General features: G+C 61.4%; 20 protein-coding genes. 8 read left to right on the top strand and 12 right to left on the bottom strand.

Going from position 1 to position 22,036, the window contains the following annotated elements; genetic code table 11:
* The first annotated feature begins 1 nt into the window (after position 1).
* Positions 2-913 (top strand): response regulator, encoded by a 912-nt coding sequence (locus RHP75_RS12975; RefSeq protein WP_311088537.1) that lies wholly within the window; start codon positions 2-4, stop codon positions 911-913.
* Positions 914-967: 54 nt separating this feature from the next.
* Here the strand turns inward: RHP75_RS12975 and RHP75_RS12970 are convergent, their stop codons facing one another.
* The 6 genes from RHP75_RS12970 to RHP75_RS12945 form a co-directional block, all read right to left on the bottom strand.
* Complete coding sequence (locus RHP75_RS12970) at positions 968-2,314, bottom strand: class II 3-deoxy-7-phosphoheptulonate synthase (protein WP_311088536.1); 1,347 nt, start codon at positions 2,312-2,314, stop codon at positions 968-970.
* Between the two features lie 106 nt (positions 2,315-2,420).
* A complete protein-coding gene (locus RHP75_RS12965) occupies positions 2,421-4,211 on the bottom strand; it encodes an amidohydrolase family protein (RefSeq protein WP_311088535.1) in 1,791 nt (596 codons plus the stop codon).
* Positions 4,208-4,948 carry a sulfite exporter TauE/SafE family protein gene (locus RHP75_RS12960; protein ID WP_311088534.1) on the bottom strand — a complete coding sequence of 247 codons (741 nt, stop codon included), beginning with the start codon at positions 4,946-4,948 and terminating at the stop codon, positions 4,208-4,210. Before RHP75_RS12960 ends, RHP75_RS12965 begins: the two co-directional genes overlap by 4 nt.
* Positions 4,948-5,730 (bottom strand): SDR family NAD(P)-dependent oxidoreductase, encoded by a 783-nt coding sequence (locus tag RHP75_RS12955; RefSeq protein WP_311088533.1) that lies wholly within the window; start codon positions 5,728-5,730, stop codon positions 4,948-4,950. Before RHP75_RS12955 ends, RHP75_RS12960 begins: the two co-directional genes overlap by 1 nt.
* The gene (locus RHP75_RS12950; protein WP_311088532.1) at positions 5,730-6,665 is read right to left on the bottom strand and encodes a bile acid:sodium symporter family protein; all 936 of its coding nucleotides are present in this window, start codon (positions 6,663-6,665) and stop codon (positions 5,730-5,732) included. Before RHP75_RS12950 ends, RHP75_RS12955 begins: the two co-directional genes overlap by 1 nt.
* The gene (locus RHP75_RS12945) at positions 6,665-8,005 is read right to left on the bottom strand and encodes an NAD(P)-binding domain-containing protein (RefSeq protein WP_311088531.1); all 1,341 of its coding nucleotides are present in this window, start codon (positions 8,003-8,005) and stop codon (positions 6,665-6,667) included. The genes RHP75_RS12950 and RHP75_RS12945 overlap by 1 nt, the downstream gene beginning before the upstream one ends.
* 163 nt (positions 8,006-8,168) lie before the next feature.
* Between RHP75_RS12945 and RHP75_RS12940 the strand changes: the two genes are divergently transcribed.
* Complete coding sequence (locus tag RHP75_RS12940; protein WP_311088530.1) at positions 8,169-8,942, top strand: spermidine synthase; 774 nt, start codon at positions 8,169-8,171, stop codon at positions 8,940-8,942.
* A gap of 6 nt (positions 8,943-8,948) precedes the next feature.
* Here the strand turns inward: RHP75_RS12940 and RHP75_RS12935 are convergent, their stop codons facing one another.
* Entirely contained in the window at positions 8,949-9,740 is a 792-nt protein-coding gene (locus RHP75_RS12935) for a crotonase/enoyl-CoA hydratase family protein (protein WP_311088529.1), read from the bottom strand.
* Positions 9,741-10,089: 349 nt separating this feature from the next.
* Between RHP75_RS12935 and RHP75_RS12930 the strand changes: the two genes are divergently transcribed.
* The 4 genes from RHP75_RS12930 to RHP75_RS12915 all read left to right on the top strand — a co-directional run bounded on the left by RHP75_RS12930 (position 10,090) and on the right by RHP75_RS12915 (position 16,162).
* Positions 10,090-11,805, top strand: a complete 1,716-nt coding sequence (locus tag RHP75_RS12930) for a DEAD/DEAH box helicase (protein ID WP_311088528.1) — start codon at positions 10,090-10,092, stop codon at positions 11,803-11,805.
* Between the two features lie 187 nt (positions 11,806-11,992).
* Positions 11,993-14,761, top strand: a complete 2,769-nt coding sequence (locus tag RHP75_RS12925; RefSeq protein WP_311088527.1) for an AAA family ATPase — start codon at positions 11,993-11,995, stop codon at positions 14,759-14,761.
* Positions 14,762-14,849: 88 nt separating this feature from the next.
* Complete coding sequence (locus tag RHP75_RS12920) at positions 14,850-15,281, top strand: thioesterase family protein (RefSeq protein WP_311088526.1); 432 nt, start codon at positions 14,850-14,852, stop codon at positions 15,279-15,281.
* Positions 15,278-16,162, top strand: coding sequence for an alpha/beta fold hydrolase (locus RHP75_RS12915; protein ID WP_311088525.1), 885 nt, complete (start codon positions 15,278-15,280; stop codon positions 16,160-16,162). The genes RHP75_RS12920 and RHP75_RS12915 overlap by 4 nt, the downstream gene beginning before the upstream one ends.
* Positions 16,163-16,207: 45 nt before the next feature.
* Here RHP75_RS12915 and RHP75_RS12910 read toward each other — a convergent pair whose 3' ends face one another.
* Entirely contained in the window at positions 16,208-16,978 is a 771-nt protein-coding gene (locus RHP75_RS12910) for a class III extradiol ring-cleavage dioxygenase (protein WP_311088524.1), read from the bottom strand.
* 171 nt (positions 16,979-17,149) lie between these two features.
* Here RHP75_RS12910 and RHP75_RS12905 point away from each other — a divergent pair, with 171 nt between their 5' ends.
* On the top strand, positions 17,150-17,806 hold the full coding sequence (locus RHP75_RS12905; RefSeq protein ID WP_311088523.1) for a thiopurine S-methyltransferase: 657 nt from the start codon (positions 17,150-17,152) through the stop codon (positions 17,804-17,806).
* A 53-nt stretch (positions 17,807-17,859) separates the two neighbouring features.
* Here the strand turns inward: RHP75_RS12905 and htpX are convergent, their stop codons facing one another.
* The 4 genes from htpX to RHP75_RS12885 form a co-directional block, all read right to left on the bottom strand.
* Complete coding sequence (gene htpX / locus RHP75_RS12900) at positions 17,860-18,732, bottom strand: protease HtpX (RefSeq protein WP_311088522.1); 873 nt, start codon at positions 18,730-18,732, stop codon at positions 17,860-17,862.
* Between the two features lie 145 nt (positions 18,733-18,877).
* Positions 18,878-19,330, bottom strand: a complete 453-nt coding sequence (locus RHP75_RS12895; protein ID WP_311088521.1) for a hypothetical protein — start codon at positions 19,328-19,330, stop codon at positions 18,878-18,880.
* 2 nt (positions 19,331-19,332) lie between these two features.
* Entirely contained in the window at positions 19,333-20,079 is a 747-nt protein-coding gene (locus RHP75_RS12890; RefSeq protein ID WP_311088520.1) for an SDR family NAD(P)-dependent oxidoreductase, read from the bottom strand.
* Between the two features lie 12 nt (positions 20,080-20,091).
* Entirely contained in the window at positions 20,092-21,303 is a 1,212-nt protein-coding gene (locus RHP75_RS12885; RefSeq protein ID WP_090247908.1) for a pyridoxal phosphate-dependent aminotransferase, read from the bottom strand.
* A gap of 245 nt (positions 21,304-21,548) precedes the next feature.
* Here RHP75_RS12885 and msrB point away from each other — a divergent pair, with 245 nt between their 5' ends.
* Positions 21,549-21,944, top strand: a complete 396-nt coding sequence (gene msrB / locus RHP75_RS12880; protein ID WP_311088519.1) for a peptide-methionine (R)-S-oxide reductase MsrB — start codon at positions 21,549-21,551, stop codon at positions 21,942-21,944.
* Positions 21,945-22,036 lie beyond the last annotated feature (92 nt).

The following is a 22,036-nucleotide window of genomic DNA, read 5'->3' as shown; positions in this document are numbered from 1 at the left end:
TATGAGTGAGCCGATTCGTATTCTGTTTGTTGATGATGAAGAACGCATTCTGCGCAGCCTGGCCCTGCAGTTTCGCCGCGAGTATGAGGTGCTGACCGAGAGTGACCCGCGCCGTGCTCTGGAGCGGCTGAAAAACGAGCGTGTGCAGATTATTGTCAGTGACCAGCGCATGCCGCAGATGAGCGGTGCCGAACTGCTGGCCCAAGCGCGACAGATTGCTCCCGATACCCTGCGCATTCTGTTGACCGGCTACTCGGACCTGGATGCAGCCGTGGAGGCGCTCAACAGTGGCGGTATTTTCCGTTACCTGACCAAACCCTGGGATCAGCAGGAAATGGCTTTCACCCTGCGCCAGGCGGCGCAGATTGCTGCGCGGCAGTTGCAGGCACCGAAAGCGTCTACAGCCATACCGCCGGCGGCGCTCAATGTGCTGCTCCTGGATGAGGATGCGTCGACCCTGGACGTGGTGGCCGAGTTCTGCGTGGCCGGCGGTCATCGCCTGCTGCGCGCGGCTTCGCTGAGCGACGCCGTGATGCTGCTTAACAGCCAGCCGATTGATCTATTGATCAGTGATCTGCAAGTCGCCGGAGAGGACACCGCGCCGCTGCTGAAAAGTCTGGCCCAGGCCCATCCGCGCCTGCTCAGTCTGGTGGTTACGCCGTTCTGCGATACCCAGGCGCTGCTCAAGCTGATCAACGAGGCGCAGATTTTCCGTTACCTGCCCAAGCCGATTCGTCGCGGGCTGTTCGACAAGGGCTTATTGGCAGCGGCCGAACAAGCGCAAATCTGGCGTGCGCAGCCGGCGCAAGTGGTTACGCGACTGGCGCAGCAACCCGTTGATGATCGCGAGCGTGAGAAAGTCGGCAGTTTGCTGGGCATGCTCGGACGTTTGCGTGAACGCCTGATTGCCTGAATGAATCCCGCTGCTGCGCCTTGTGCGGCGTAGCAGCGGGGCCAGTAGCCGCCGTTAGCGGCGTACCTGCTTGAGGGTTTCGGCGATCAGGAAAGCCAGCTCCAGCGACTGGTCGGCGTTCATCCGTGGGTCGCAGTGGGTGTGGTAGCGATCCGACAGGCCGTCTTCGGTGATCGGTCGCGCGCCGCCGATGCATTCGGTGACGTTCTGCCCAGTCATCTCGATATGGATACCACCGGCGTAGCTGCCCTCGGCCTGGTGCACGGCGAAGAACTGCTTCACTTCGGCCAGAATCTGCGCAAAGTCGCGGGTCTTGTAGCCGCTTGAGGCCTTGATGGTGTTGCCATGCATCGGGTCACTGCTCCACAGCACCTGGCGACCTTCGCGTTGCACGGTCTGGATCAGGCGCGGCAGACCGGCTTCGACCTTATCCGCACCCATGCGCACGATCAGGTTGAGGCGGCCGGGATCGTTGTCCGGGTTGAGGATGTCGATCAGGCGGATCAGGTCTTCGCTGCCCATGCTCGGGCCAACTTTTACCCCAATCGGGTTACCGACGCCGCGCAGGAACTCAACGTGCGCGCCGTCCAGCTGACGGGTGCGGTCGCCGATCCACAGCATGTGTGCCGAGCAGTCGTACCAGCCGCCGGTAAGGCTGTCCTTGCGCACAAAGGCTTGCTCGTAGTTCAGCAGCAGTGCTTCGTGGGCGGTGAAGAAGCTGGTTTCACGCACTTGCGCTGCGCCGTCCATGCCGCAGGCGCGCATAAAGGCCAGGGTTTCGTCGATGCGGTCGGCCAGCTGGCTGTACTTTTCGCCCAGCGCCGAGTTGGCAATAAAGTCGAGGTTCCACTGGTGCACCTGATGCAGGTCGGCGAAGCCGCCTTGGGCAAAGGCGCGCAGCAGGTTCAGCGAGGCGGTGGACTGGTGGTAGGCCTGCAGCAGGCGCTCCGGGTCCGGCACGCGGCTGGCGGCGTCGAAGCCGATACCGTTGACGATATCGCCACGGTAGGCGGGCAGGGTTACGCCGTCGATGGTTTCATCGTTGGCTGAGCGCGGCTTGGCGAACTGGCCGGCCATGCGCCCGACTTTCACTACCGGGCAGCCGGCGGCGAATGTCATGACGATGGCCATCTGCAGCAGCACCTTGAAGGTGTCGCGGATTTTCGCCGCGCTGAACTCGGCGAAGCTCTCGGCGCAATCGCCACCCTGCAGGAGAAACGCGCGACCCTGGGTGACCTCGGCAAACTGGCGGCGCAGTTCACGGGCTTCACCGGCAAACACCAGCGGCGGATAACCGGCCAGGGTCTGTTCGACCTGGGCCAGCTGCGCGGCGTTCGGGTACTGCGGTTGTTGCTGGATCGGCTTGGCTCTCCAGCTTTCAGGGCTCCAGGGTTGCGACATTGCGGCTCTCGGCTTAAGTCAATTTAGGCGGACGGGCATGGTAACCGATAAGCCGGACGCTTCAAGCCGATAGGCGCGATAGAGCCGCTGCATGGTGACGTGTGGCTCAGGCAGTGACAGGCCTGAAGCCGCTGGCGGTTGCCGTGCGTGGCAATACGTCACGCCCCGGTAGAAAACGGCCAAAGCCCGGCTGCTTACCCAGCGCTTGCGGGAACTCGCTGCCACGCCGATAGGCGATATGGCCGTTGATCAGGGTGGCATCCACCGCCGCGTCATTGCGTTTGACCACCCGTTCCAGGCCGAGCACCTCCATTGGCGCTTCATGCATCTCATCCAGCTCATCGGTCAGCCCAGCCGGATTGACGATCACTACATCAGCCCGATCGCCAACGCGGATAGTGCCGGCGTCCATGCCAATAAAATCTGCCAATTCACCGGTCAGGCGATGGATGGCGCGGCCCATGTCCATAAACGGCGTGCCGGCCAGTTCGGCGTCACGCACATATTTAAGGAAGCGCAGCGCAAAGTTGTACTGGGCGATGGAGCGCAGGTGTGCGCCGGAGTCGGCAAAGCCCGGCTGGGTCCAGGGGCTGGACAGCAGCTTGTGCATCACCGCCTCGCGCTGGTTGCCGTAGCAGGTAGTCCACTTCAGTGCCTCGCGGTACTGGCAGGCCAGCTCGAAGTAGGCATCCACCGGATCCAGGCCACGGGCGGCGCCGAGCTGCTTGAAATTCTTGCCGATCATGCTGGCGTCCGGGCATTCGGTTACCCAGCAGTCGGAAAAGTCGCGGTGCCATAGGCCCTTGGTCAGCACGGCCTTGACCTGCTTTTTGAACAGCGCACGGAATTCCGGCTCCAGCACCTTGGCGTACAGCTCGTCCGGGTCTTTGATGTTGCGCAGGATTTCGCCCGCACCGAACTCCTCGAAGGCGTTCACATTCAGCCCTTCCAGGCGCAGGGTGAAGGGCGCCGGTAGAGTCTGCCAGCGGAAATGGCCGCGCAGCACGCGGTTAGCCAGCCAGCCAGAGAGGCGGGTGAAGTAATGCAACAGTGGCTGCGATTTCAGGTCCAGGGCGGTCAGCATTGAGCACTTCAGCGGTTGGCGGAACCAGCCATGGGCCTGGTAGAGGAAAGCGAACACGTTGACCTTGGTCACTGCATCCGGCGCACCCTGTAGCACCGCGCCACGCCGGCGCAGCACGGCGAACAGGCGCGAGAACTCCGTCCAGCTGGCAAAGGTCGAGGGCAGCGGGCTGGACCAGGCGCGGTCGCCGTCCATCTTGTCCAGCTTGGTGGTCATCACCGACAGGCCGATGCAGCCGGCGTCCAGTGCCTCTTCCAGCAGTTGCTCCATACGTGCAAGTTCGGCTTCGGTCGGTTTGACCTGGCTGGTGGCGCGCTCCAGGCCCATCACCGCCACGCGCAGTTCGGAGTGGCCAAGGAAGGAGCTGACGTTCGGCCCCAGCGGCTGCTGATCGTAGAAAGCGCGGTAGCCGGCGGCGTCGCGCCAGGTCTTTTTCTGTTGCAGGATCGGCAGCACGTATTCACGCGGCACCGCCTCGACGCGGGTGAACAGGTCCGAGCAGTCTTCTGCATCGGCCAACACCATGCTGATCGAGCAGGAGCCGATGGTCACGCTGGTCACGCCGTGGCGCACTGACTCTTTGAGTGCCGGCGCGGCGATCACTTCGGCGTCGTAGTGCGAGTGGATTTCCAAAAAGCCCGGGGTGACCCACTTGCCGGCCGCATCCAGCACCTCGGGGCAACCGCTTTCATCCAGCGGGCTGAGGCTGAGTACATCGATGCGTCCGTCCTTGATGCCGATATGCCGCTGCGCACCGGGTGTACCTGTGCCGTCGAAATACAGACCATTTTTGATGATGATGTCGAAGCTCATAGCAAACTCCAGGGCGCGAGCAGCAGGCCGCCGGTGACCAGCAGCAACAGGTAAATGGCGATGCGGAAGTGTTGTTCGTTGAAGCGCTGGTGCAGGCGCTCACCGAGCCAAACGCCGATCAGCAGCAGCGGCGCGTAGCTGGCGACTTGCGGCAGGGCGGGCAGTAGGCGGCCGTCGAGCAGGAAGGCGACGGTCAGCAGGCTGTTGAGGGTGAACCACACCGTGACCAGGGTGGCGCGCAGGCGCGCCTTGTCCAGTTGCGTACCGGCCAGGGCGAACACCAGCAGCGGGCCGCCGGAGGCGAACAGACCGTGACTGATGCCTGCGCACAGGCTGAGCAGGCGGCTAAGCCACATGGGCCGCATGGGTTGCACGGCCGCATGACGCAGGCGCCACAGTTCGCGAGCGGCAAACCACAGCACCAATGCGCCAAACAGGCGCTTGGCCAGGGCAGCATCGAGGAAGGGCAGCAGGGCATAGCCGACAGCCGTGCCGAGCAGCATGCCGGGCAGGATCATGCCCTGCAGCAGGCGGCGGTCGATCATTTGTCGGTGTCGCCAGACCAGGTAACCGGTCATGCAGATATTCAGCGGCACCAGCACCGGCAGTAGCTGGTCGATGGGCAGCAGCAGGGCACCCAGTGACAGGGCAATCACGATGCTGCCGAAACCGGTGATCGCCTCCAGGGTGTAGGCCAGCAGGATAAAACCGGCCAGGGTCAGCCAGATAACCTCCATCAGCCCATCTCCCCTGCGAAGCGCGCGCTCATCTTGCGGTAGTAGAAACCCGGGGCGATGCGCCAGAGCAGGCTGGCCAGCCAGCTGCCACGGTCGGGGAACAGGCGCTCGCGGCCTTGCATTTGCGCCTGGAGAATCTGCGCGGCCATCCAGTCGGCGCCGCGTATCTGGCCTACGGTTGAGCGGCCGTGCTGCGCCTGCTGGCCATCGCCGCCGAGGGCGTTCTGTTCGATCGGCGTGTCGAGAAAGCTGGGGTACACCAGCAACATCCTGATGCCGTCGCGGGCGGCCTCAGCGCGCAGCACCTCGAAGAACTGACCGAGGGCGCTTTTTGCGGCGCAATAACCGGCACGGCCGAGCACAGGCATCCAGCCGGCCATGGAGCCGATGGCGATGATCTGTCCATGGCTCTGGCGCAGCAACGGCAAGGCGCTCAGGGTCAGCTCCACGGGCGCCTGATAGTCGACGGCCATGACCTTGCGCAGCACTGCTGGGTCTGTCTGCATGGTTGGCGAGCGGTGGGTGATGCCGGCGTTGTTGATCAGCACATCGAGGCGGCCGAAACGCTCGCTACAGGCCAGCAGTAATTGCTGATGCAGGTGCGGGTCGGTGATATCGCCAGCCAGGCCGATTACCCGCTCGGCGCCCAGCTCATTGACCCGCGCGCTCAGGCCATCTGCGTTGATATCGGTGAGCAGCAGGTTGCAGCCTTGGCCGTGGTAGGCGCGCGCAAGCTGCCAGCCGAGGCCGCTGGCGGCCCCGGTGATCAGGATGGTGGGCATTATTTTTCTCCAGCGCTGGCTAGGGCCGTAGGTGTAAGTGGCAGGCTTGCGGGTGGCCGACGAGACCAGATAAAGGCCAGGGCCAGGCCGCTGACCAGGTGCCAGCAGCCCCAGAACGCGGCGATCAGCAGCATGCCGCTGGCCTGCGGGAAGAAGGTGAAGATGATCACCAGGCCCAGGGCCGAGTTCTGGATGCCGACTTCCAGGGTGATCGCCCGACGATCCGCTGCCGGCAGCCCGGACAGTCGCGCGCACCAGTAGCCCACCGCCAACGCCAGGGCGTTGTGCGCCACCACCAGCCAGAAGAACAGATGGAAGTGCGCGATGAACTGGTCGAAGTTGCGGCTGAAGGCCAGGGAGACGAAGGCCAGCATCACCAGCAGGGCAAAGATGCGCAGCGGCTTTTCCACCTTGAGCGACAGGCCAGGAAAACGCCGACCAACCCACATGCCGACAATCAGCGGCAGGCCGAGCACCAGCAGCACCAACAGCAGCAGGCTGATCGGGTCCATGGCGATCTGTGTCAGCAGTGGTCGGGTCAGTGGATTGAGCCAGGCGTAGAAGCCGAAGTTCAGTGGCGTCAGCATGCTGGCCGCAAGGCTGGATACCGCCGTCATGCTCACCGAGACCGCGACGTTGCCCCGCGCCATCCAGGTCATGATGTTGGAGAAGCTGCCGCCGGGGCAGGCCGCCACCAGCATCATGCCCAGGGCCAGCATCGGTTCGATGCGCAGCGCCCAGCAGGCCAGGCAGGTCAGCGCCGGCAGCAGGACAAACTGCGCCAGCAGGCCAATCACCGGTGCCTTGGGTTCGCGGACGATGCGTTTGAAGTCATCCAGGCGCAGGTCCAGCGAGACACCGAACATCATCACCGCGAGGATGATGTTGATCAGCACTAGACTACTGGGGTCGAACTGGATATTCACCGGCTCCATCACAGGCTTCCTTCGGCAGTGCGGCTGGCGACAGCGGGCCGCGCAGCCAAACCGGCGCGCAGGCTGTTACTGTGCTGCGCGATGGTTTGACGATAGCTGTCCTTGTGCACGTAGTAGGCCATGCGCTCCAGTTGCAGGTACTGGTAGCCGCCGTCCAGACGTATGCCGGCGCGTTCGCGCTTGAGTGCCTGGAAGTCCTTGGCCGCCTGACTGCCGGCTTGCAGGCCCTTGATATACAGCGCCACCAGCTCGGCCTGCTCGTCGCGGCCCTGCCAGCCGAGGCCGGAGGCTTCGACCATGCCCAGCATAAACAGGTCGTCATACTCGGGGTGGAACACGTTGAGGTAGAGCTGCGGCGCCCCGGCTGCCTGGGGCCAGTTGAGGTGCGTACGGTCGATAAAGGGGTAGTCGAGCTTGTAGCCGGTGCCTTGCAGAATCAGGTCGTACTCGGCTTGTTCGCCATCGCTGAAGGTCACCTGCAAACCGTCGACTGTGGCCACATCGCGGCGCGCCTGGATATCGCCATGGCCGAGGTAGTGCAGCACCAGGGAATTCATCACCGGGTGTGATTCGTAGAGTTTGTAATCCGGGTCGGGCAGGCCGTATTGCGACGGCTTGCCGACCAGCGCGCGTACCAGCAGGCCATCGAGGAATTGCTTGAACGGGCGCGGCAGCTTGATCGCACCGCCGAGGGTGTCAGTGGGGCGGCCCAGGGTGAACTTGGGCAGGAAGTAATAGCCACGGCGTACCGACAGGTCCACCGAAGCGGCGCGGTGCACGGCGTCCACGGCGATATCGCAGGCCGAGTTGCCGCAGCCAATTACCAGCACGCGTTTGCTGTCGAATACCGCTGCCGAGCGGTAGTCGCTGGAATGCATCAACTCTCCGGTAAACGTGCCGGGTAGCGCTGGTTGGTTAGGCGTGTGCAGGGTGCCGTTGGCCATCAGTACGCCGTCGAACAGCCATTCACGCTGCACGCCGTCGTACTCGCTGATCAGCTTCCAGCCTTTATCCAGGCGCTGAATTTCCACCACGCGGGTGTTGAACTGGTAATGCGCATACAGCCCAAAATGTTTGGCGTAGTCACGGAAGTAGCGGCGCATTTCACTGTGATGCGGGTAGGGCGCCACCTCGACGCGCATCGGAAATTCAGTGAATTGGGTGGTGCCCTTGGAGGAAATCAGGTGCGCCGAGTCGTACATGGTGCTGTGCGGATTATCGATGTCCCACAGGCCGCCGACATCCGCGTGCAGTTCGAAACCGACAAAGTCGATGCCGTGCTTGTGCAGTTGACGTGCTGTACACAGCCCCATGGGGCCGGCACCGATAATGGCGTACATGGCAAACCTCGATATTTGTTTTTATTGTTGTAGCCGCATAGCGACGAACTCGGCGCTCCCGACTGCGGAAAATTATCGCGTGACCGGGGGAGGGTGCCTCAATGACAATTAGCGCCTTTCCTCTGGCCGAAATGGTCGGGGATGTCACGGTGGAGTGTGCGGGATGCCAGGTTTACCTCCGGTTGGGCAGATGCCGGACCCGCTGTTGATCGCTGAAGTGCACGATGCCTTCGGCGTTATTCAGGTGGTCGAAATGGGCGCTTACCGCTTTCTCGAATTTGGTGAGGCGATTGAGCAGAGCTGCGTGTATATGCCGGACCCCAGCTGGCTGGAGTACGACTACACCCGCGCTATGCTGCTTGGCGCGTTGTGCCATGAGCAGCCGGAAAGCGCGCTGTTTTTGGGCCTCGGTGCTGGCAATCTAACCCAGGCTTGCTTGAAGTTTCTGCCGCTGGAAGATGTCGAGGTGATTGAGCTGCGCGCCGATGTGCCGCGCTTGGCCATGGAGCACATGGGGCTGACCGATGATCCGCGCCTGACCATTCGTATCGGCGATGCGTTGGAACTGCTGGAAAGCGCGGAAAAGACCGACCTGCTGTTTGTCGACCTGTACACCGACCATGGTCCGGCGACTGGGCATCTGGCCTGGCGTTTTCTGGAAAACTGCCAGAAGCAGCTTAACCCTGGCGGCTGGCTGATCATCAACCAGTGGGCCGGCAACGACGGCAAGCCACTGGGGGCGCCGCTGCTGCGCGGCCTCTACCACCGGCATTACTGGGAGTGCCCGGTGAAGGAGGGCAATGTGGTGCTGCTGGTGCCGGCGGATCTGGAGCAGAACATCGACTTTACCGAACTGCTGCGCCGCAATGAGCTGCTGGCGCCGCAGTTCGGTTATTCGCTGGAGTCGTTGATCAAAGCGGTACGTCCTGCGACCTGATCACGCTCAACGCCCTTTAAAATCACCTGGACGACGTTCCAGCATGGCTCGCACGCCTTCCTGAGCATCTTCACTGGCCATCAGGCGGGTGACGGTCGGATGCAGGCTGGCGGCTGCGGCAGCCGGGCCTTCGACCACCGCCTGGCGCGCCGACGCCAGGGTGGCTTGTACTCCCAGTGGCGCCTGCGCGGCAATGCGTTCAGCGAGCCACAGTGCCTTGGGCAGCAGTTCCTCACTGGCCACCACCTGCTGGATAAAGCCCAGGCGATAGGCTTCGTGAGCATCGAATTCATCGCCAGTCAGCAGCCAGCGCATGGCGTTGCCCCAGCCGGCGGTCTGATGCATGCGCAAGGTCGCGCCGCCGAAGGGGAAGATACCGCGTTGCACTTCCATCTGTGCAAAACGGGTATTGCTGGCGCACAGGTTGATATCCGAGGCGAGCATCAGCTCGATGCCGATGGTGTAGCAGTAGCCTTGCGCGGCGACAATCACCGGTTTACTGACGCGCGGCCCGCCGAACACGCCCCAGGGGTCGCAGCCACCCTCGGGAATCGTCCAGCCGGCGGCAAACTGCGCCGCCACATTGGCCAGGTCCAATCCGGCGGTAAAGTGCTCGCCATGGGCAAATACCAGCGCCACCCGCGCCTCGCTGTCGCGTTCGAACTCACCATAGGCCAGGCACATGTCATCCAGCATGGGCATATCGAAAGCGTTGCGTTTGCTCGCTCGGTCCAGGCCGATCAACATGATCTGGCCGCGTTTTTCACGGCTGACGCGGCCGCTGGTGCTTTGGGTCATGGCGGGGAGTCCTTTTGCGCAGGTTAGTGATGGGGCTGAAGCCGTTACAGCATGGCAGCTGCAGGCTATCAGAGGATGGCTGTATGGCACGCTATAGGCATTATTTATGCCTTTTTATGTATGCCGTATGGAAAAACAGGCACATCGGCCAGGTTTTCCGGTATAGTGCGCGCCGGTCAATTCTTGGCCACGTTCAGGTAGTACAACTCGCCCGAAGGTTTACTTTGGCAGTTAGTCCCTTTTGCGGACTATCCTTGACGATTCATTTATCACACGTTTTCGCAAATCCCCGCCGACATGGCTGCCAGGGTGACTCTCGGGTCTTACACGGCATGCGCAGCTTTGGAACATGGGTCTTTGCGGATGCACTAGAGGCAGACCCATGACCCAGGAAACCGGCGGCTTCGCCGCTCTCGATCTACATCCCAATGTTCTCGCTGCTGTAATTGCCACTGGCTATGAAGAGCCTTCGGCTATTCAGATTCAAGCGATTCCAGTCATTCTCGCCGGCCACGACATGATCGGCCAGGCGCAGACCGGTACCGGTAAAACCGCTGCTTTCGCTCTGCCAATCCTCAGCCGCATCGACCCGACCAAGCGTCAGCCACAAGCGCTGATCCTGGCGCCGACCCGTGAACTGGCGCTGCAGGTTGCGACTGCGTTTGAAACCTACTCCAAGCAAATGCCGGGTGTCAGTGTTATCGCCGTATACGGCGGTGCGCCGATGGGCCCGCAGCTCAAGGCCATCCGCAATGGCGCACAGATTGTTGTGGCCACTCCGGGTCGTCTGGTTGACCACTTGCGTCGTGACGAGAAAGTCCTGTCGACCATTCAGCACCTGGTCCTCGACGAAGCCGACGAGATGCTCAAACTGGGCTTTATGGATGACCTCGAAGTCATCTTCAAGGCCATGCCGGAAAGCCGTCAGAGCGTGCTGTTCTCCGCCACTCTGCCGCACTCGATCCGCGCCATCGCCGAAAAGCACCTGCGTGACCCCAAGCACGTCAAGATCGAAACCAAAACCCAGACCGTAACTGCCATCGAGCAGGTGCATCTGATGGTCCACGCTGACCAGAAGCACGCCGCCGTACTGCGTCTGCTGGAAGTCGAAGAGTTCGACGCGCTGATCGGTTTCGTTCGCACCAAGCAAGCCACCCTGGATCTGGCCGCTGCGCTGGAAGCCAAGGGCTACAAGGCTGCTGCGCTCAACGGCGACATCGCGCAGAACCAGCGTGAGCGCGTGATCGACTCGCTGAAAGATGGTCGTCTGGACATCGTTATCGCCACCGACGTTGCCGCTCGCGGCCTCGACGTGCCGCGTATTACCCACGTTATGAACGTGGACATGCCATACGACCCTGAGTCCTATGTACACCGTATTGGCCGTACCGGCCGTGCTGGCCGTACCGGTCGCGCGCTGCTGCTGGTCACCCCGCGTGAGCGCCGCATGCTGCAGGTGATCGAGCGTGTAACCGGGCAGAAGGTTGGCGAAGTCAAGCTGCCGGACGCCCAGCAGGTGTTGGACGCCCGCATCAAGAAGCTGACTAACAGCCTGGCTCCCCTGGTGGCTGATGCTGAAGCCAGCCACGGTGAGCTGCTGGATCGCCTGACTGCCGACATCGGTTGCAGCCCGCGTGCCCTGGCCGCAGCCCTGCTGCGCAAGGCCACCAACGGCCAGGCGCTGACCCTGGCTGAAGTTCAGCGTGACCAGCCGCTGGTGCCAAACAGCAGTGGCCCACGTGAGCGTAGCGAGCGCGGTGACCGTCCTGAGCGTCCTGATCGCGAAGGCAGCCGTGAACGTCGTGCGCCGGTGCCATTGGCCGAAGGCCGTGCTCGTTGCCGTACCGCCCTGGGCGCACGCGATGGTATTGCGGCGAAGAACCTGCTCGGCGCCATCCTCAATGAAGGCGGTCTGGCCCGTGAAGACATCGGCCGCATTCAGGTGCGTGAGAGCTTTAGTCTGGTCGAGCTGCCGGAAGAAGGCCTTGATCGTCTGCTGGGTAAGTTGAAAGACACCCGCGTCGGTGGCAAGCCGCTGAAGCTGCGTCGTTATCGCGAAGATTGATCACTGCGTTGTGAGTCACCATGCTCACGCGAGGTATTGATCTACAGCCTGCAATTGAAAAGCCGATCCTGATTTCAGGGTCGGCTTTTTGCATTTGTGCATATCCAAGCCAGGTCTGTTGCGGCGCATTGACAACTAACCGGGGCCTCCACAGTATTTTTGCAGGTTGAATAAACAGAGCGAGTTCATGCCTGCGCACATTCCTTTGCGCTTGCGTTTTGCCGGCTTTGAGCTGGACGAAGACAATGCGCGTCTTAGCCATGATGGGCGTCCGGTTCCCCTGCAGCCCAAGGCGCTGGCACTGCTCTGCGAGCTGGCTCGCCAGCCAGGGCGGTTGCTCAGTAAGGATGCTTTGCTGGATGCAGTTTGGGGGCATCGGCATGTCAGTGAGTCGGTACTCAAAACCACCATCAGCGGTATACGCCAGGCGTTGGGGGATGACCCTCGGCAACCGCGGTTTATTGAGACAGCCTCCCGCCTGGGTTATCGCTTTATCGGTGCTGCCGAGCTTGCCAGTGAGGTCGAGCTGATCGGCCGTGAGCCGGCGTTGCACAGGCTACGGCAGGCCTGGCGGCGCTGCGGCCAAACCCGGCAGCTGGTCTGGTTGAGTGGTGAGGCAGGGATCGGCAAGACGCGTCTACTCGAGGCGTTTGCGAACACAGGTTTCGATGGCCTTCATGTGCAGGGGCAATGCATCGAACATTTTGGTGAAGGCGAACCCTATCTGCCCTGGCTGGAGTTGCTTACCGAGCTCTGTCGGCGTGATGAGCAGGTGTTGCCAATGTTGCGGCTCGCCGCGCCGATGTGGTTGTTGCAACTCCCCTGGTTGTGCGCTGAGGCGGAGCGTGACGCCTTGCGTCGTAGCTGCGCGGGCGCCAGCCCTGAGCGGATGCTGCGCGAGTTCGGCGAGTTGCTGATGCGCTGCTGTGAGCTGCGCCCGCTGTTGCTGGTTCTGGAGGATATGCACTGGTGCGACAGCGCCAGTGTGCGTTTGCTTGAGTATCTGGCGCGGCGTCGCGGCCTCAAGCGCCTGATGCTGGTATGCAGTCTACGTCCTGCTGACAGTGGGCAGCCACTGAGCGTATTGCGCCATGATCTGAATCTGCGTGGTTTGAGTGAAGAGCTTGCACTGCAGCCATTTTCTCTGGAGCAGCTGCGCGATTACCTCGCGCGCTACCATCCGGCATTGCCAGCACGCAGCGACCTGGCTCGTCTGCTCTATCAGCGCAGTGAGGGGCTGCCACTGTTTGTTGAAAGCCTGGTCAGCGAGCTACTGGCGGCACCGCAACAAGTCGTATGGCGAGTACCTGAAGGCCTGGAGGGCAGCTTGCTGCGGCAGCTCAGCCATCTGACCGATGAACAGCATGCGCTGCTAGAGGCTGCCAGTGTGTGCGGTGTCGAGTTTCATATCGGCATTCTGGCGGATGTGCTGCGGCGCAGTGAGGCAGAGGTGCAGACCCAGTGTCAGATCCTTGCAGCAGGCCATGCCTGGCTTGTTGTACGCGAGGTTACGTTGCTTGCCGATGGCCGGCTGGATATGCGTGTTGCCTTTCGCCATGCCCTCTATCGGCAGCTGTTCTACCAGCGGTTGCAGGCGTTGTCACGGGTGAGGCTGCACCGTGCGGTAGCCGCCGCTTTGTTGCGGGCCGGTTCAGCCTCTGCTGCCGAGTTGGCTGCTCACTTTGAGCAGGGTAAAGAAGCATCCGCTGCAGTCAGGCAGTTGTCTGTTGCCAGCTCAGCCGCACTTGAGTGTTTTGCGGCGGCTCAGGCGTTGCAGTTTGCCTGCCATGGTCTGGCACTGCATGACGGCAGTAATGCCGAACTGGAGCTGGATTTGTTGCTCAAGGGCGGCATTGCCAGTGCCCAGTTGCACGGCATGGCGTCGGTTGAAGCCGGTGACTTCTATGGCCGGGCTCAGGCTTTGGCTGCCGAGCTTGCCGATTCACGCGAACTTGGCTGGGGGCTGGTCGGCCTGGCTCAGGTGCGTTATGGCCGTGCCGAGTACTCGCTGGCGCATGGTTTGATCGAGCGTGTAGCGCAACTGGCGGACAGGCTGCAGGATCCCGCGCTAGAGCTGGCTGCCTGCAATCTGGGTGGCATGCTCTGCGCGGTACTTGGGCAGCACAACACTGGGCGGCAGCACCTGGAACGTGGCATTGCGATTGCCGAGACATTGGGTGAGCACTTACCTCGACAGCGTTTCGTGGTTGATCCTCTGGTCGCCATGTCGGCGCACTTGGGCTTGCATCTGCTGCCCCTTGGTCAGTTCAAGCGGGCCCAGGTGTTGTGTGAAGCGGCACTGCTGCGCGCGAATGATCTTGCTCAGCCGATGTCGCTGGCAGTGGCTACACGCTGTGCCGGGATGCTGGAGCTATGGTTTGGGCGAAAGGAGGCTGTTGTTGCCCATGCGCAGGCCCTGGCGTCTCTGCACACTCGCTATGGCGTGCTCCAGGCTGATGGTGCTGGGCGTATTCTTTCCGGCTGGGTTATGGCGCATGAAAGCAATGGGCAGGCCGGTTACGTGCGCATTCGTGAAGGCGGCGCCATTCTTCAGCGTCTTGGCATGGTGGCTGGCCATGTGCAGGTGCTGGGGTTTATCGCGGATGCCCTGCTTGCTGCGGGTGATTGGCAAGCGGCCTCCCAGTATTTAGCGCAGGCCGAACGCTTGGCTGCGCGGCTGGGTGAGCGAGCACGCTTGCCTGAACTTGCCTGCCTGCATGCGCAGATCGAGCTTGCGCGTGGTAATCCGTTGGCGGCGCAAGAGGCCTTGCAGTCGGCCTTGGCCGAGGCGCGCTCACAGCAGGCACCTGGGATGGAGTTGAAGCTGCTGCTGGAGCTGTGCCGCCTGCCAACGGCGACTGTACAGGATCGGCATGCGTTGCGTGCGCTTGGCCGCACTTTGCCTGACCCGAAAGCTGTGATTGCCTACGAGACCTTCGTGCTGACCGATAGCTGACCCTTTGCTGACGACTCCTGCCCGGGCTCGCTCCAAACTGTTTGCGAAGCTCGCATCGGGCGGGTTCTGAGCATCGAGGAGCGTTCGCGTGGACGAGGCATTGTTGACGTATCGTGGTGTGGTCTATCCCTGGCAATGCGACCACATGGGGCACATGAACGTGATGTGGTACACCGGTAAGTTCGATGAGGCCAGCTGGGCCCTATTTGCACACCTGGGCTTGGCACCGGCGACCCTGCGCGAGAGTGGGCGAGGGATGGTTGCAGCCGATCAGCACACGCAGTACAGCAGCGAGCTGGTGGCCGGTGATCTGGTGAGTATTCATACTTGCGTACTGGCAGTGGGCAGCAAGTCGATCCGCTTTCGTCACGAAATGCGCAGAGAGCCGGAAGGCAGTGTTGCGGCGGTATCTACCCTGGTTGGTGTGCATATTGATACCCGTCTGCGGCAATCACTGCCTTTGCCGGCGCGGGTGCGCGAGTTGGCCGAGCCCTTGATGGACTGCGAGGCGCTGCGATGAATATGAATGGTTGTGAGAGCGTCGTGCTAAGGGATGGCCGTGAGTTGGCCTACCAGCAATACGGCGATCTGAGTGGCGCTGCGTTGCTGGTATTTCACGGCTTGCCTGGTTGTCGTTTGCAGGCTGCGCTGCTTGATGAGCCTGCATGCAGGCTTGGTGTGCGTCTGATTGCCGCTGATCGACCTGGTGTGGGCTGTTCCAGCCCGAACCCGCAGCGCAGCATTCTGTCATGGAGCGAGGATGTCGAGCAGCTGGCTGACCACCTCGGTCTGGCACGCTTCGGTGTACTCGGCATTTCCTGCGGAGGGCCTTATGCCCTTGCGTGTGGGTTGCGCTTGAGCCATCGAGTGAGCTTTGTCGGAACCGTGGCAGGTATGGGCGTCATGGATGTTCCTGCGCTTCGTCGCGCTCAGCATCCGGCACTCAAGTTGCTGTTTGGTCTGGCACGGCTGCATCCGCGTTTGACGACCCCAATGCTGGCGCTGGATCGGCGCCTGTTTCTTCGTGATCCCTCAGCCGCAGTGCGCCAGTTGGCTGGGCTGATGACCGAGCCGGATCGCCGTTTCGTGCAGCAGCAAGTGCAGTTGGCTGATGCTTTTGCACGTGCCCTGGCCGAGGCCTATCGACCAGGAATAGCTGGTGTGCAGCAGGAGGTGCGATTAATCGCCAGACCTCGTGGTTTTGCTCTGGCTGAAATCGGCATGCCAGTGCATGTATATCAAGGCGGACAGGATCGCAATGTACCGCCCGTCATGGCCGAGCACATGGCCGGGGCACTCGCGACTGCGCGTTACCGTTTCTTCCCGGATGAGGGGCATCTGTCCATCGTCTGGAACTGCGCTGGTGTGTTCCTGACCGACTTCCTGGTGGCGCATGGTTAGTCGCTACAGGTAGTCGCAATCTGCCGGAGCCAGGCAGCCTGTCGTTTAGCCGAAGCTGTAGATATCCATCCCCAGTGCGCCCAGGGTAAAGCCGCTGTGCTCGACCTTGAATTGCCCGCCAGCACCTGCGGCGAAGAACAGTGGCAGCAGGTGTTCGTCGCTGGGGTGATTGCGTGCGGCGTGCGGGGCCTGCCGGCGATAGTCGTCGAGGGCGGCGTTGTCTTGCTCGGTCAGTTTGTTCACCACCCAGTCGCGGAAGGCTTGCGCCCAGGGTTCGATTTGTTCCGGCCCCGCGTGCCAGTCCAGCTCGCCCAGGTTGTGGGTGATGCTACCGGAGCCGATCAACAGTACGCCCTGTGCGCGCAGGCTGGTCAGAGCCTGGCCGACCTGGCGTTGCAGGGCTGGGCCTTGTTGGCTAGGTAGTGAGACCTGCACCACGGGTATATCGGCTTGCGGGTACATCAACGACAGCGGTACCCAGGCGCCGTGATCCAGCGGCCGCTCAGCGTTGAGCTGTGCTGGCAAGTTGGCTGCGGCCAGCAGTTGGATTATTTCCGCCGCCAGCGTTGGGTTGCCAGGTGCTGGGTATTGCACTTGATAGAGCTCGGCAGGAAAACCGCCAAAGTCATGCCAGGTTCGCGGTTGCGCCGCACTGCCTACTTGCAGCTCGCGGCTTTCCCAGTGCGCAGAAACCACCACGATAGCGCGTGGTTTGGGCAGTTGGTTGGCCAGGTGGGCGAGGGCAGGACCACTGGCGCCGGGTTGCAGGGCCAGCATGGGCGAGCCGTGGGAGATAAATAGGCTGGGCAATGACATGGCAGACTCCTAGTGGATTACTTGCATTTTCTATCAGCCAATATGTGCATAAAAGCGTAAAAGCCTGGGTATTTTTATCGTTTTAATAGATGGGTTTATACGGGCTGAATTATTTGGCCTTATTGTCTGTGTTACGGCAGGATCTTTGGCTGATTATCTACTGGAGGCGCTATGCACGCAGAATTCTGGCAGGCCCGTTGGGCGCGCAGTGAAATCGGCTTTCATCTACCTGAGGTCAATCCATATCTGCAGCAGTACTGGCCGGAGCTGGGTTTGCCGGAGGGGGCACGGGTGCTGGTGCCGCTGTGTGGCAAGAGCCTGGACCTGGCCTGGTTGGCGGGGCAGGGCTATCAAGTCGTTGGTGTTGAGCTGGCGCAGCGTGCAGTGGAGGACTTCTTCGCCGAGCATAAGCTGCAGCCGGAGGTCAGTGAGGTCGGCGCTTTCAGGCTGTATCGGGCTGGCGCTGTGGAGATCTACTGCGGTGATTTCTTTGCCCTGACGGCGCAGCTGCTTGCCGGTTGCAGTGCGCTGTATGACCGCGCCGCGCTGATTGCATTGCCGCCAGAAATGCGCGCGCGTTATGTAGCACACCTATCGCAGCTGCTACCCAGCGGTTGCCAGGGTTTACTGGTGAGCCTGGACTATGACCAGGCGCGTATGGACGGGCCGCCCTTCGCGGTGGCGGATGACGAAGTGCAGCGGCTGTTTACGCCTGATTGGCAGCTGGAGGAACTGGCGTGCGGTGATGTGCTGGGCGATAACTGGAAGTTTTTAAAGCGCGGCCTTGAGCGCCTGGATGAGCGGGTCTATCAGCTGCGTAAAGACTGAATCACAGCCACAAAAAAGGGCGACTCAAGAGTCGCCCTTTTGGCTTTTGCTACTTAGCCGCGCTGACGCAGGGCTTCGATACGCACTTCCAGTGGCGGGTGGGTCATCAGCAGGCCAGCCAGGCCGCCTTTGAGGCCACCGTTGATGCCGAACGCGGTCAGGCTGTTAGGCATGGTGACCGGCACTTCCTGTTCGGCGCGCAGGCGCTGCAGAGCGGCAATCATGGCACCTGTGCCGGCCAGGCGTGCACCAGCTTCGTCGGCCTTGAACTCGCGCTTACGCGAGAACCACATAACGATGATGCTTGCCAGGATGCCCAGAACCAGCTCGGCGAAGATGGTGGCAACGAAGTAACCGATGCCTGGGCCGTCTTCGTTCTTCAGAATTACCTTGTCGACAAAGTTGCCGAAGATCCGTGCGAAGAACATCACGAAGGTGTTCACCACGCCCTGGATCAGCGCCAGGGTAACCATGTCACCGTTGGCCACGTGGCCGATTTCATGGGCCAGTACGGCACGCACTTCATCAGGCGAGAAACGCTCCAGCAGGCCCTGGCTGACGGCTACCAGGGCGTCGTTCTTGTTCCAGCCAGTGGCGAAGGCGTTGGACTCATAGGCCGGGAAGATACCCACCTCCGGCATCTTGATCCCGGCTTCGCGGGACAGTTCTTCCACGGTCTGCAGCAGCCACTGTTCGTGACGGGTGCGTGGCTGGGTGATGATTTCGGTTTTGGTGCTCATCTTCGCCATCCACTTGGACAGGAACAGCGAAACCAGCGAACCGGCGAAACCGAACACGGCGCAGAAAACCAGCAGGCTGCCATAGTTCTGGCCGGTAAAGCGGTCGACCCCGAGCAACTTCAGGGTGATGCTGGCGATGATCAACACCGCAATGTTGGTGGCCAGGAACAGCATAATGCGCATCATGGTGTATTGAGACTCCTCACGGGGAAAGATCTATCAGGCCGCTGAAAACCCTGTTTTGGCTGCTTAGCCTGGTTTTCAACGGCCACTATTGGTTATGACGGCTATATAAGGGCGCACCCCCAGGCACTTCAACCTGGCGACTATTTCAAACTATGTCGTTTGCGCCGTTCAGGTTGGATTCGAATAGCAGGCGGGTGAGGCGGGCGACGCGTTCGCCATGGCGCTGGCCCAGGGCTTCGCGCAGCTGAAAGGCCAGGGTGGCATGTACGCGGCGCACGCTGGGCGGCAAGGCATCGCCCTCGCGCAGGGCATGAGGCACACCGCGAGTCAGGCGTAGAAAGCCTTTTTCGCTGAGTACGGCTTGATCCAGGGCGTCGTACCCGATGGTTGAGTCGAAGCGGATATAACCTTCCTCGGCCAGCCATAACAGGGCGCCCAGACAGCTTTGATGACGTGGTGTGGGCAGACCGAATTCGTCCGGCTCTTCGCGGCCGATCAGGTCTTCAACATACAGCGCGACTTTGCTGGGGAACGCCTGGTACAGGGTCAACATGCCGGCGGCGGCATCTTTGTAGAAGTCGTCGATCTGCAGGTCCATGCTTAAAGCGCTCTGGCAATCAGGGTGGTGGGTAACCAGGGCAGCAGGCGGCCAATCAATGCCCAGGGCCAGCCGGGGACGTAAGCGCTGCTAGTGCGTTTTTCAATATGGCGGGCGATAAGTGCGGCGCCGCGTTCAACGTCGATCAGAAAAGGGCGCGGGCCGGTGCCCTGATTGATCGGTGTATCGATGTAGCCCGGCAGGATCAGAGTGGTATCTAGACCTGTGTGGTACAGCTCCAGCTCCAGGGACTCCATGTAGCTGATCAGTCCGGCTTTGCTGGCTGAATAACCCGCAGAAGCCGGCAAGCCGCGCTTGCCAGCCACCGAGGCGATGGCTACCAGGTGGCCGTGACCCTGTTCAAGGAACAGCTGAGCGGCCCCATCCAGGCAGGCGATGGCGCCTAGCAGGTTGGTTTCCAGCGTTTGCCGGTAGCGATCAAAACGTCCGGTTCCTGCCTTGCCGGCGAGGCCGATGCCGGCATTGGCAATGATCCCGTCGAGCCCGCCGAGCGCATTGGCGGCCAGGCCTACGGCATCCTGGCAGGCCGCGTAATCCGTTACATCCAATGGTAATACCACCGCCTTGCAGTGAAAGCGCGCCTGCAGTTCGGCGGCCAGCAGGTGCAGGCTGTCTTCACGGCGTGCCGCCAAGGCCAGGTCATAGCCTCGGCTGGCCAGCTCACGGGCCAGGGCGGCACCGATGCCAGAACTGGCACCGGTCAGCAGATAGCGTTTGCCCTGGCTCATGGATTGCTCCGATTACTGTTGGTAAGTCTTGAGGAAGCTGCCGATGCGGCCGATGGCCATTTCCAGCTCATCCACACGCGGCAGGGTGACCACGCGGAAGTGGTCCGGCCACGGCCAGTTGAAGGCGGTGCCCTGAACGATCAACAGTTTTTCCGAGAGCAGCAGGTCCAGAACGAATTTCTCGTCGTTATGGATCGGGCAGACTTTTGGGTCGATCTTCGGGAAGGCATACAGCGCGCCCATCGGCTTGACGCAGCTGACGCCGGGAATGTCGTTGAGCAGTTCCCAGGTGCGGTTGCGCTGCTCCAGCAAACGGCCTTGCGGCAACACCAGATCATTGATGCTCTGGTAGCCGCCCAGTGCGGTCTGGATCGCATGCTGGCTCGGCACGTTGGCGCACAGGCGCATGTTGGCGAGGATGTCGATCCCTTCGATATAGCTCTGCGCACGGTGCTTGGGCCCTGAAATCGCCACCCAGCCGGAGCGGAAACCCGCTACGCGGTAAGACTTGGACAGACCGTTGAAGGTCAGGCAGAGCACGTCTGGAGCCAGCGATGCGGTAGAAATATGCTGGGCTTCGTCGTAGAGAATCTTGTCGTAGATTTCGTCGGAGAACAGCACCAGATTGTGCTGGCGCGCCAGTTCGACGATGTCCATCAACACTTCTTTGGAATACACCGCACCGGTGGGGTTGTTCGGGTTGATCAGCACCAGCGCCTTGGTGTTCGGAGTGATCTTGGCGCGCATGTCGGCGATATCGGGGAACCAGCCGGCCTGCTCGTCGCACAGGTAGTGCACCGGCTTGCCGCCAGCCAAGGCTACGGCAGCAGTCCACAGCGGGTAATCCGGTGCCGGGATCAGCACTTCGTCGCCGTTATTGAGCAGCGCCTGCATGGCCATCACGATCAGCTCGGATACGCCGTTGCCCAGGTAGATATCCTCGATGCCAACGCCTTCTACCTGCTTTTGCTGGTAGTACTGCATGACCGCCTTGCGCGCGCTGAAAAGGCCCTTGGAGTCGCTGTAGCCCTGGGCCGTGGGCAGGTTGCGAATCACATCCTGAAGGATTTCTTCAGGCGCTTCAAAACCGAACGGTGCCGGGTTGCCGATGTTCAGCTTGAGGATGCGATGGCCTTCCTCTTCCAGGCGTTTGGCGTGCTTGAGCACCGGCCCGCGGATGTCGTAGCAGACGTTGGCAAGCTTGTTCGATTTGCTGAACTGCATGTAAGTGATCCCGAATGGTGGACGCCGCTGAATTACCCTGCAAAAAGACGCGATCTGACGAGCCTTGGCAGGTTGTAACGCCGGTGACAGACTGGGGTCGAATGATACGTGGCAGCCCGACCTTGGCAAAGGTACTGGTTGGGCTTTTTTATGGCGTGCCATCCATGGCCGCCACCCTTTGGGTCGTCGCTGCGCGACGTTAAAAATCGCTCCCGGCGATTTTTTCATGTAGAGGAGACTTGCCTGTGGACAAGCTGGAAAAACCCCTGGAAGCCTGGCGCGAAGAGCTTTCCGAGGAGCAGTTTCATGTCTGTCGCCTGGGCGGCACCGAGCGCGCATTTACCGGCCAATACCACGACAGCAAGGTGCCAGGTATTTACCACTGCGCCTGTTGCCAGGCTGAGTTGTTTGATTCGGACGCCAAGTACGACTCTGGCAGCGGTTGGCCGAGTTACTTCCAGCCCGTCAACAGCGAGGCCATCACCAGCCTGGATGATTTCAATCACGGCATGCACCGCATCGAAGTCAAATGCGCCAGGTGCGATGCCCACTTGGGCCATGTATTTCCCGACGGGCCGGCGCCGACGGGGCTGCGTTATTGCATCAACTCGGCATCGCTCAAGCTGGTGCCGAAGGCTTAATGCCATTGCACAGGCCCGCTATCAGCGGGCCTTATTTTGCTTTAATTAAATTGCATGCAATTTAATTGCTCGCTATCTTGCGTCCATTCCCA

It is taken from the genome of Pseudomonas sp. SG20056 (assembly GCF_031764535.1).
Classification (GTDB): Bacteria; Pseudomonadota; Gammaproteobacteria; order Pseudomonadales; family Pseudomonadaceae; genus Aquipseudomonas.
The sequence above is the reverse complement of the archived record's forward strand: the minus strand, read 5'-3'. Positions and strand labels throughout refer to the sequence as shown.

Bases quoted from the DNA above. Each gene is read 5' to 3' on its own strand.
- RHP75_RS12975 (WP_311088537.1), top strand. From the start codon at position 2: ATGAGTGAGCCGATTCGTATTCTGTTTGTTGATGATGAAGAACGCATT.
- RHP75_RS12970 (WP_311088536.1), bottom strand. From the start codon at position 2,314: ATGTCGCAACCCTGGAGCCCTGAAAGCTGGAGAGCCAAGCCGATCCAG.
- RHP75_RS12965 (WP_311088535.1), bottom strand. From the start codon at position 4,211: ATGAGCTTCGACATCATCATCAAAAATGGTCTGTATTTCGACGGCACA.
- RHP75_RS12960 (WP_311088534.1), bottom strand. From the start codon at position 4,948: ATGGAGGTTATCTGGCTGACCCTGGCCGGTTTTATCCTGCTGGCCTAC.
- RHP75_RS12955 (WP_311088533.1), bottom strand. From the start codon at position 5,730: ATGCCCACCATCCTGATCACCGGGGCCGCCAGCGGCCTCGGCTGGCAG.
- RHP75_RS12950 (WP_311088532.1), bottom strand. From the start codon at position 6,665: ATGGAGCCGGTGAATATCCAGTTCGACCCCAGTAGTCTAGTGCTGATC.
- RHP75_RS12945 (WP_311088531.1), bottom strand. From the start codon at position 8,005: ATGTACGCCATTATCGGTGCCGGCCCCATGGGGCTGTGTACAGCACGT.
- RHP75_RS12940 (WP_311088530.1), top strand. From the start codon at position 8,169: ATGCCAGGTTTACCTCCGGTTGGGCAGATGCCGGACCCGCTGTTGATC.
- RHP75_RS12935 (WP_311088529.1), bottom strand. From the start codon at position 9,740: ATGACCCAAAGCACCAGCGGCCGCGTCAGCCGTGAAAAACGCGGCCAG.
- RHP75_RS12930 (WP_311088528.1), top strand. From the start codon at position 10,090: ATGGGTCTTTGCGGATGCACTAGAGGCAGACCCATGACCCAGGAAACC.
- RHP75_RS12925 (WP_311088527.1), top strand. From the start codon at position 11,993: ATGCCTGCGCACATTCCTTTGCGCTTGCGTTTTGCCGGCTTTGAGCTG.
- RHP75_RS12915 (WP_311088525.1), top strand. From the start codon at position 15,278: ATGAATATGAATGGTTGTGAGAGCGTCGTGCTAAGGGATGGCCGTGAG.
- RHP75_RS12910 (WP_311088524.1), bottom strand. From the start codon at position 16,978: ATGTCATTGCCCAGCCTATTTATCTCCCACGGCTCGCCCATGCTGGCC.
- RHP75_RS12905 (WP_311088523.1), top strand. From the start codon at position 17,150: ATGCACGCAGAATTCTGGCAGGCCCGTTGGGCGCGCAGTGAAATCGGC.
- htpX (WP_311088522.1), bottom strand. From the start codon at position 18,732: ATGATGCGCATTATGCTGTTCCTGGCCACCAACATTGCGGTGTTGATC.
- RHP75_RS12895 (WP_311088521.1), bottom strand. From the start codon at position 19,330: ATGGACCTGCAGATCGACGACTTCTACAAAGATGCCGCCGCCGGCATG.
- RHP75_RS12890 (WP_311088520.1), bottom strand. From the start codon at position 20,079: ATGAGCCAGGGCAAACGCTATCTGCTGACCGGTGCCAGTTCTGGCATC.
- RHP75_RS12885 (WP_090247908.1), bottom strand. From the start codon at position 21,303: ATGCAGTTCAGCAAATCGAACAAGCTTGCCAACGTCTGCTACGACATC.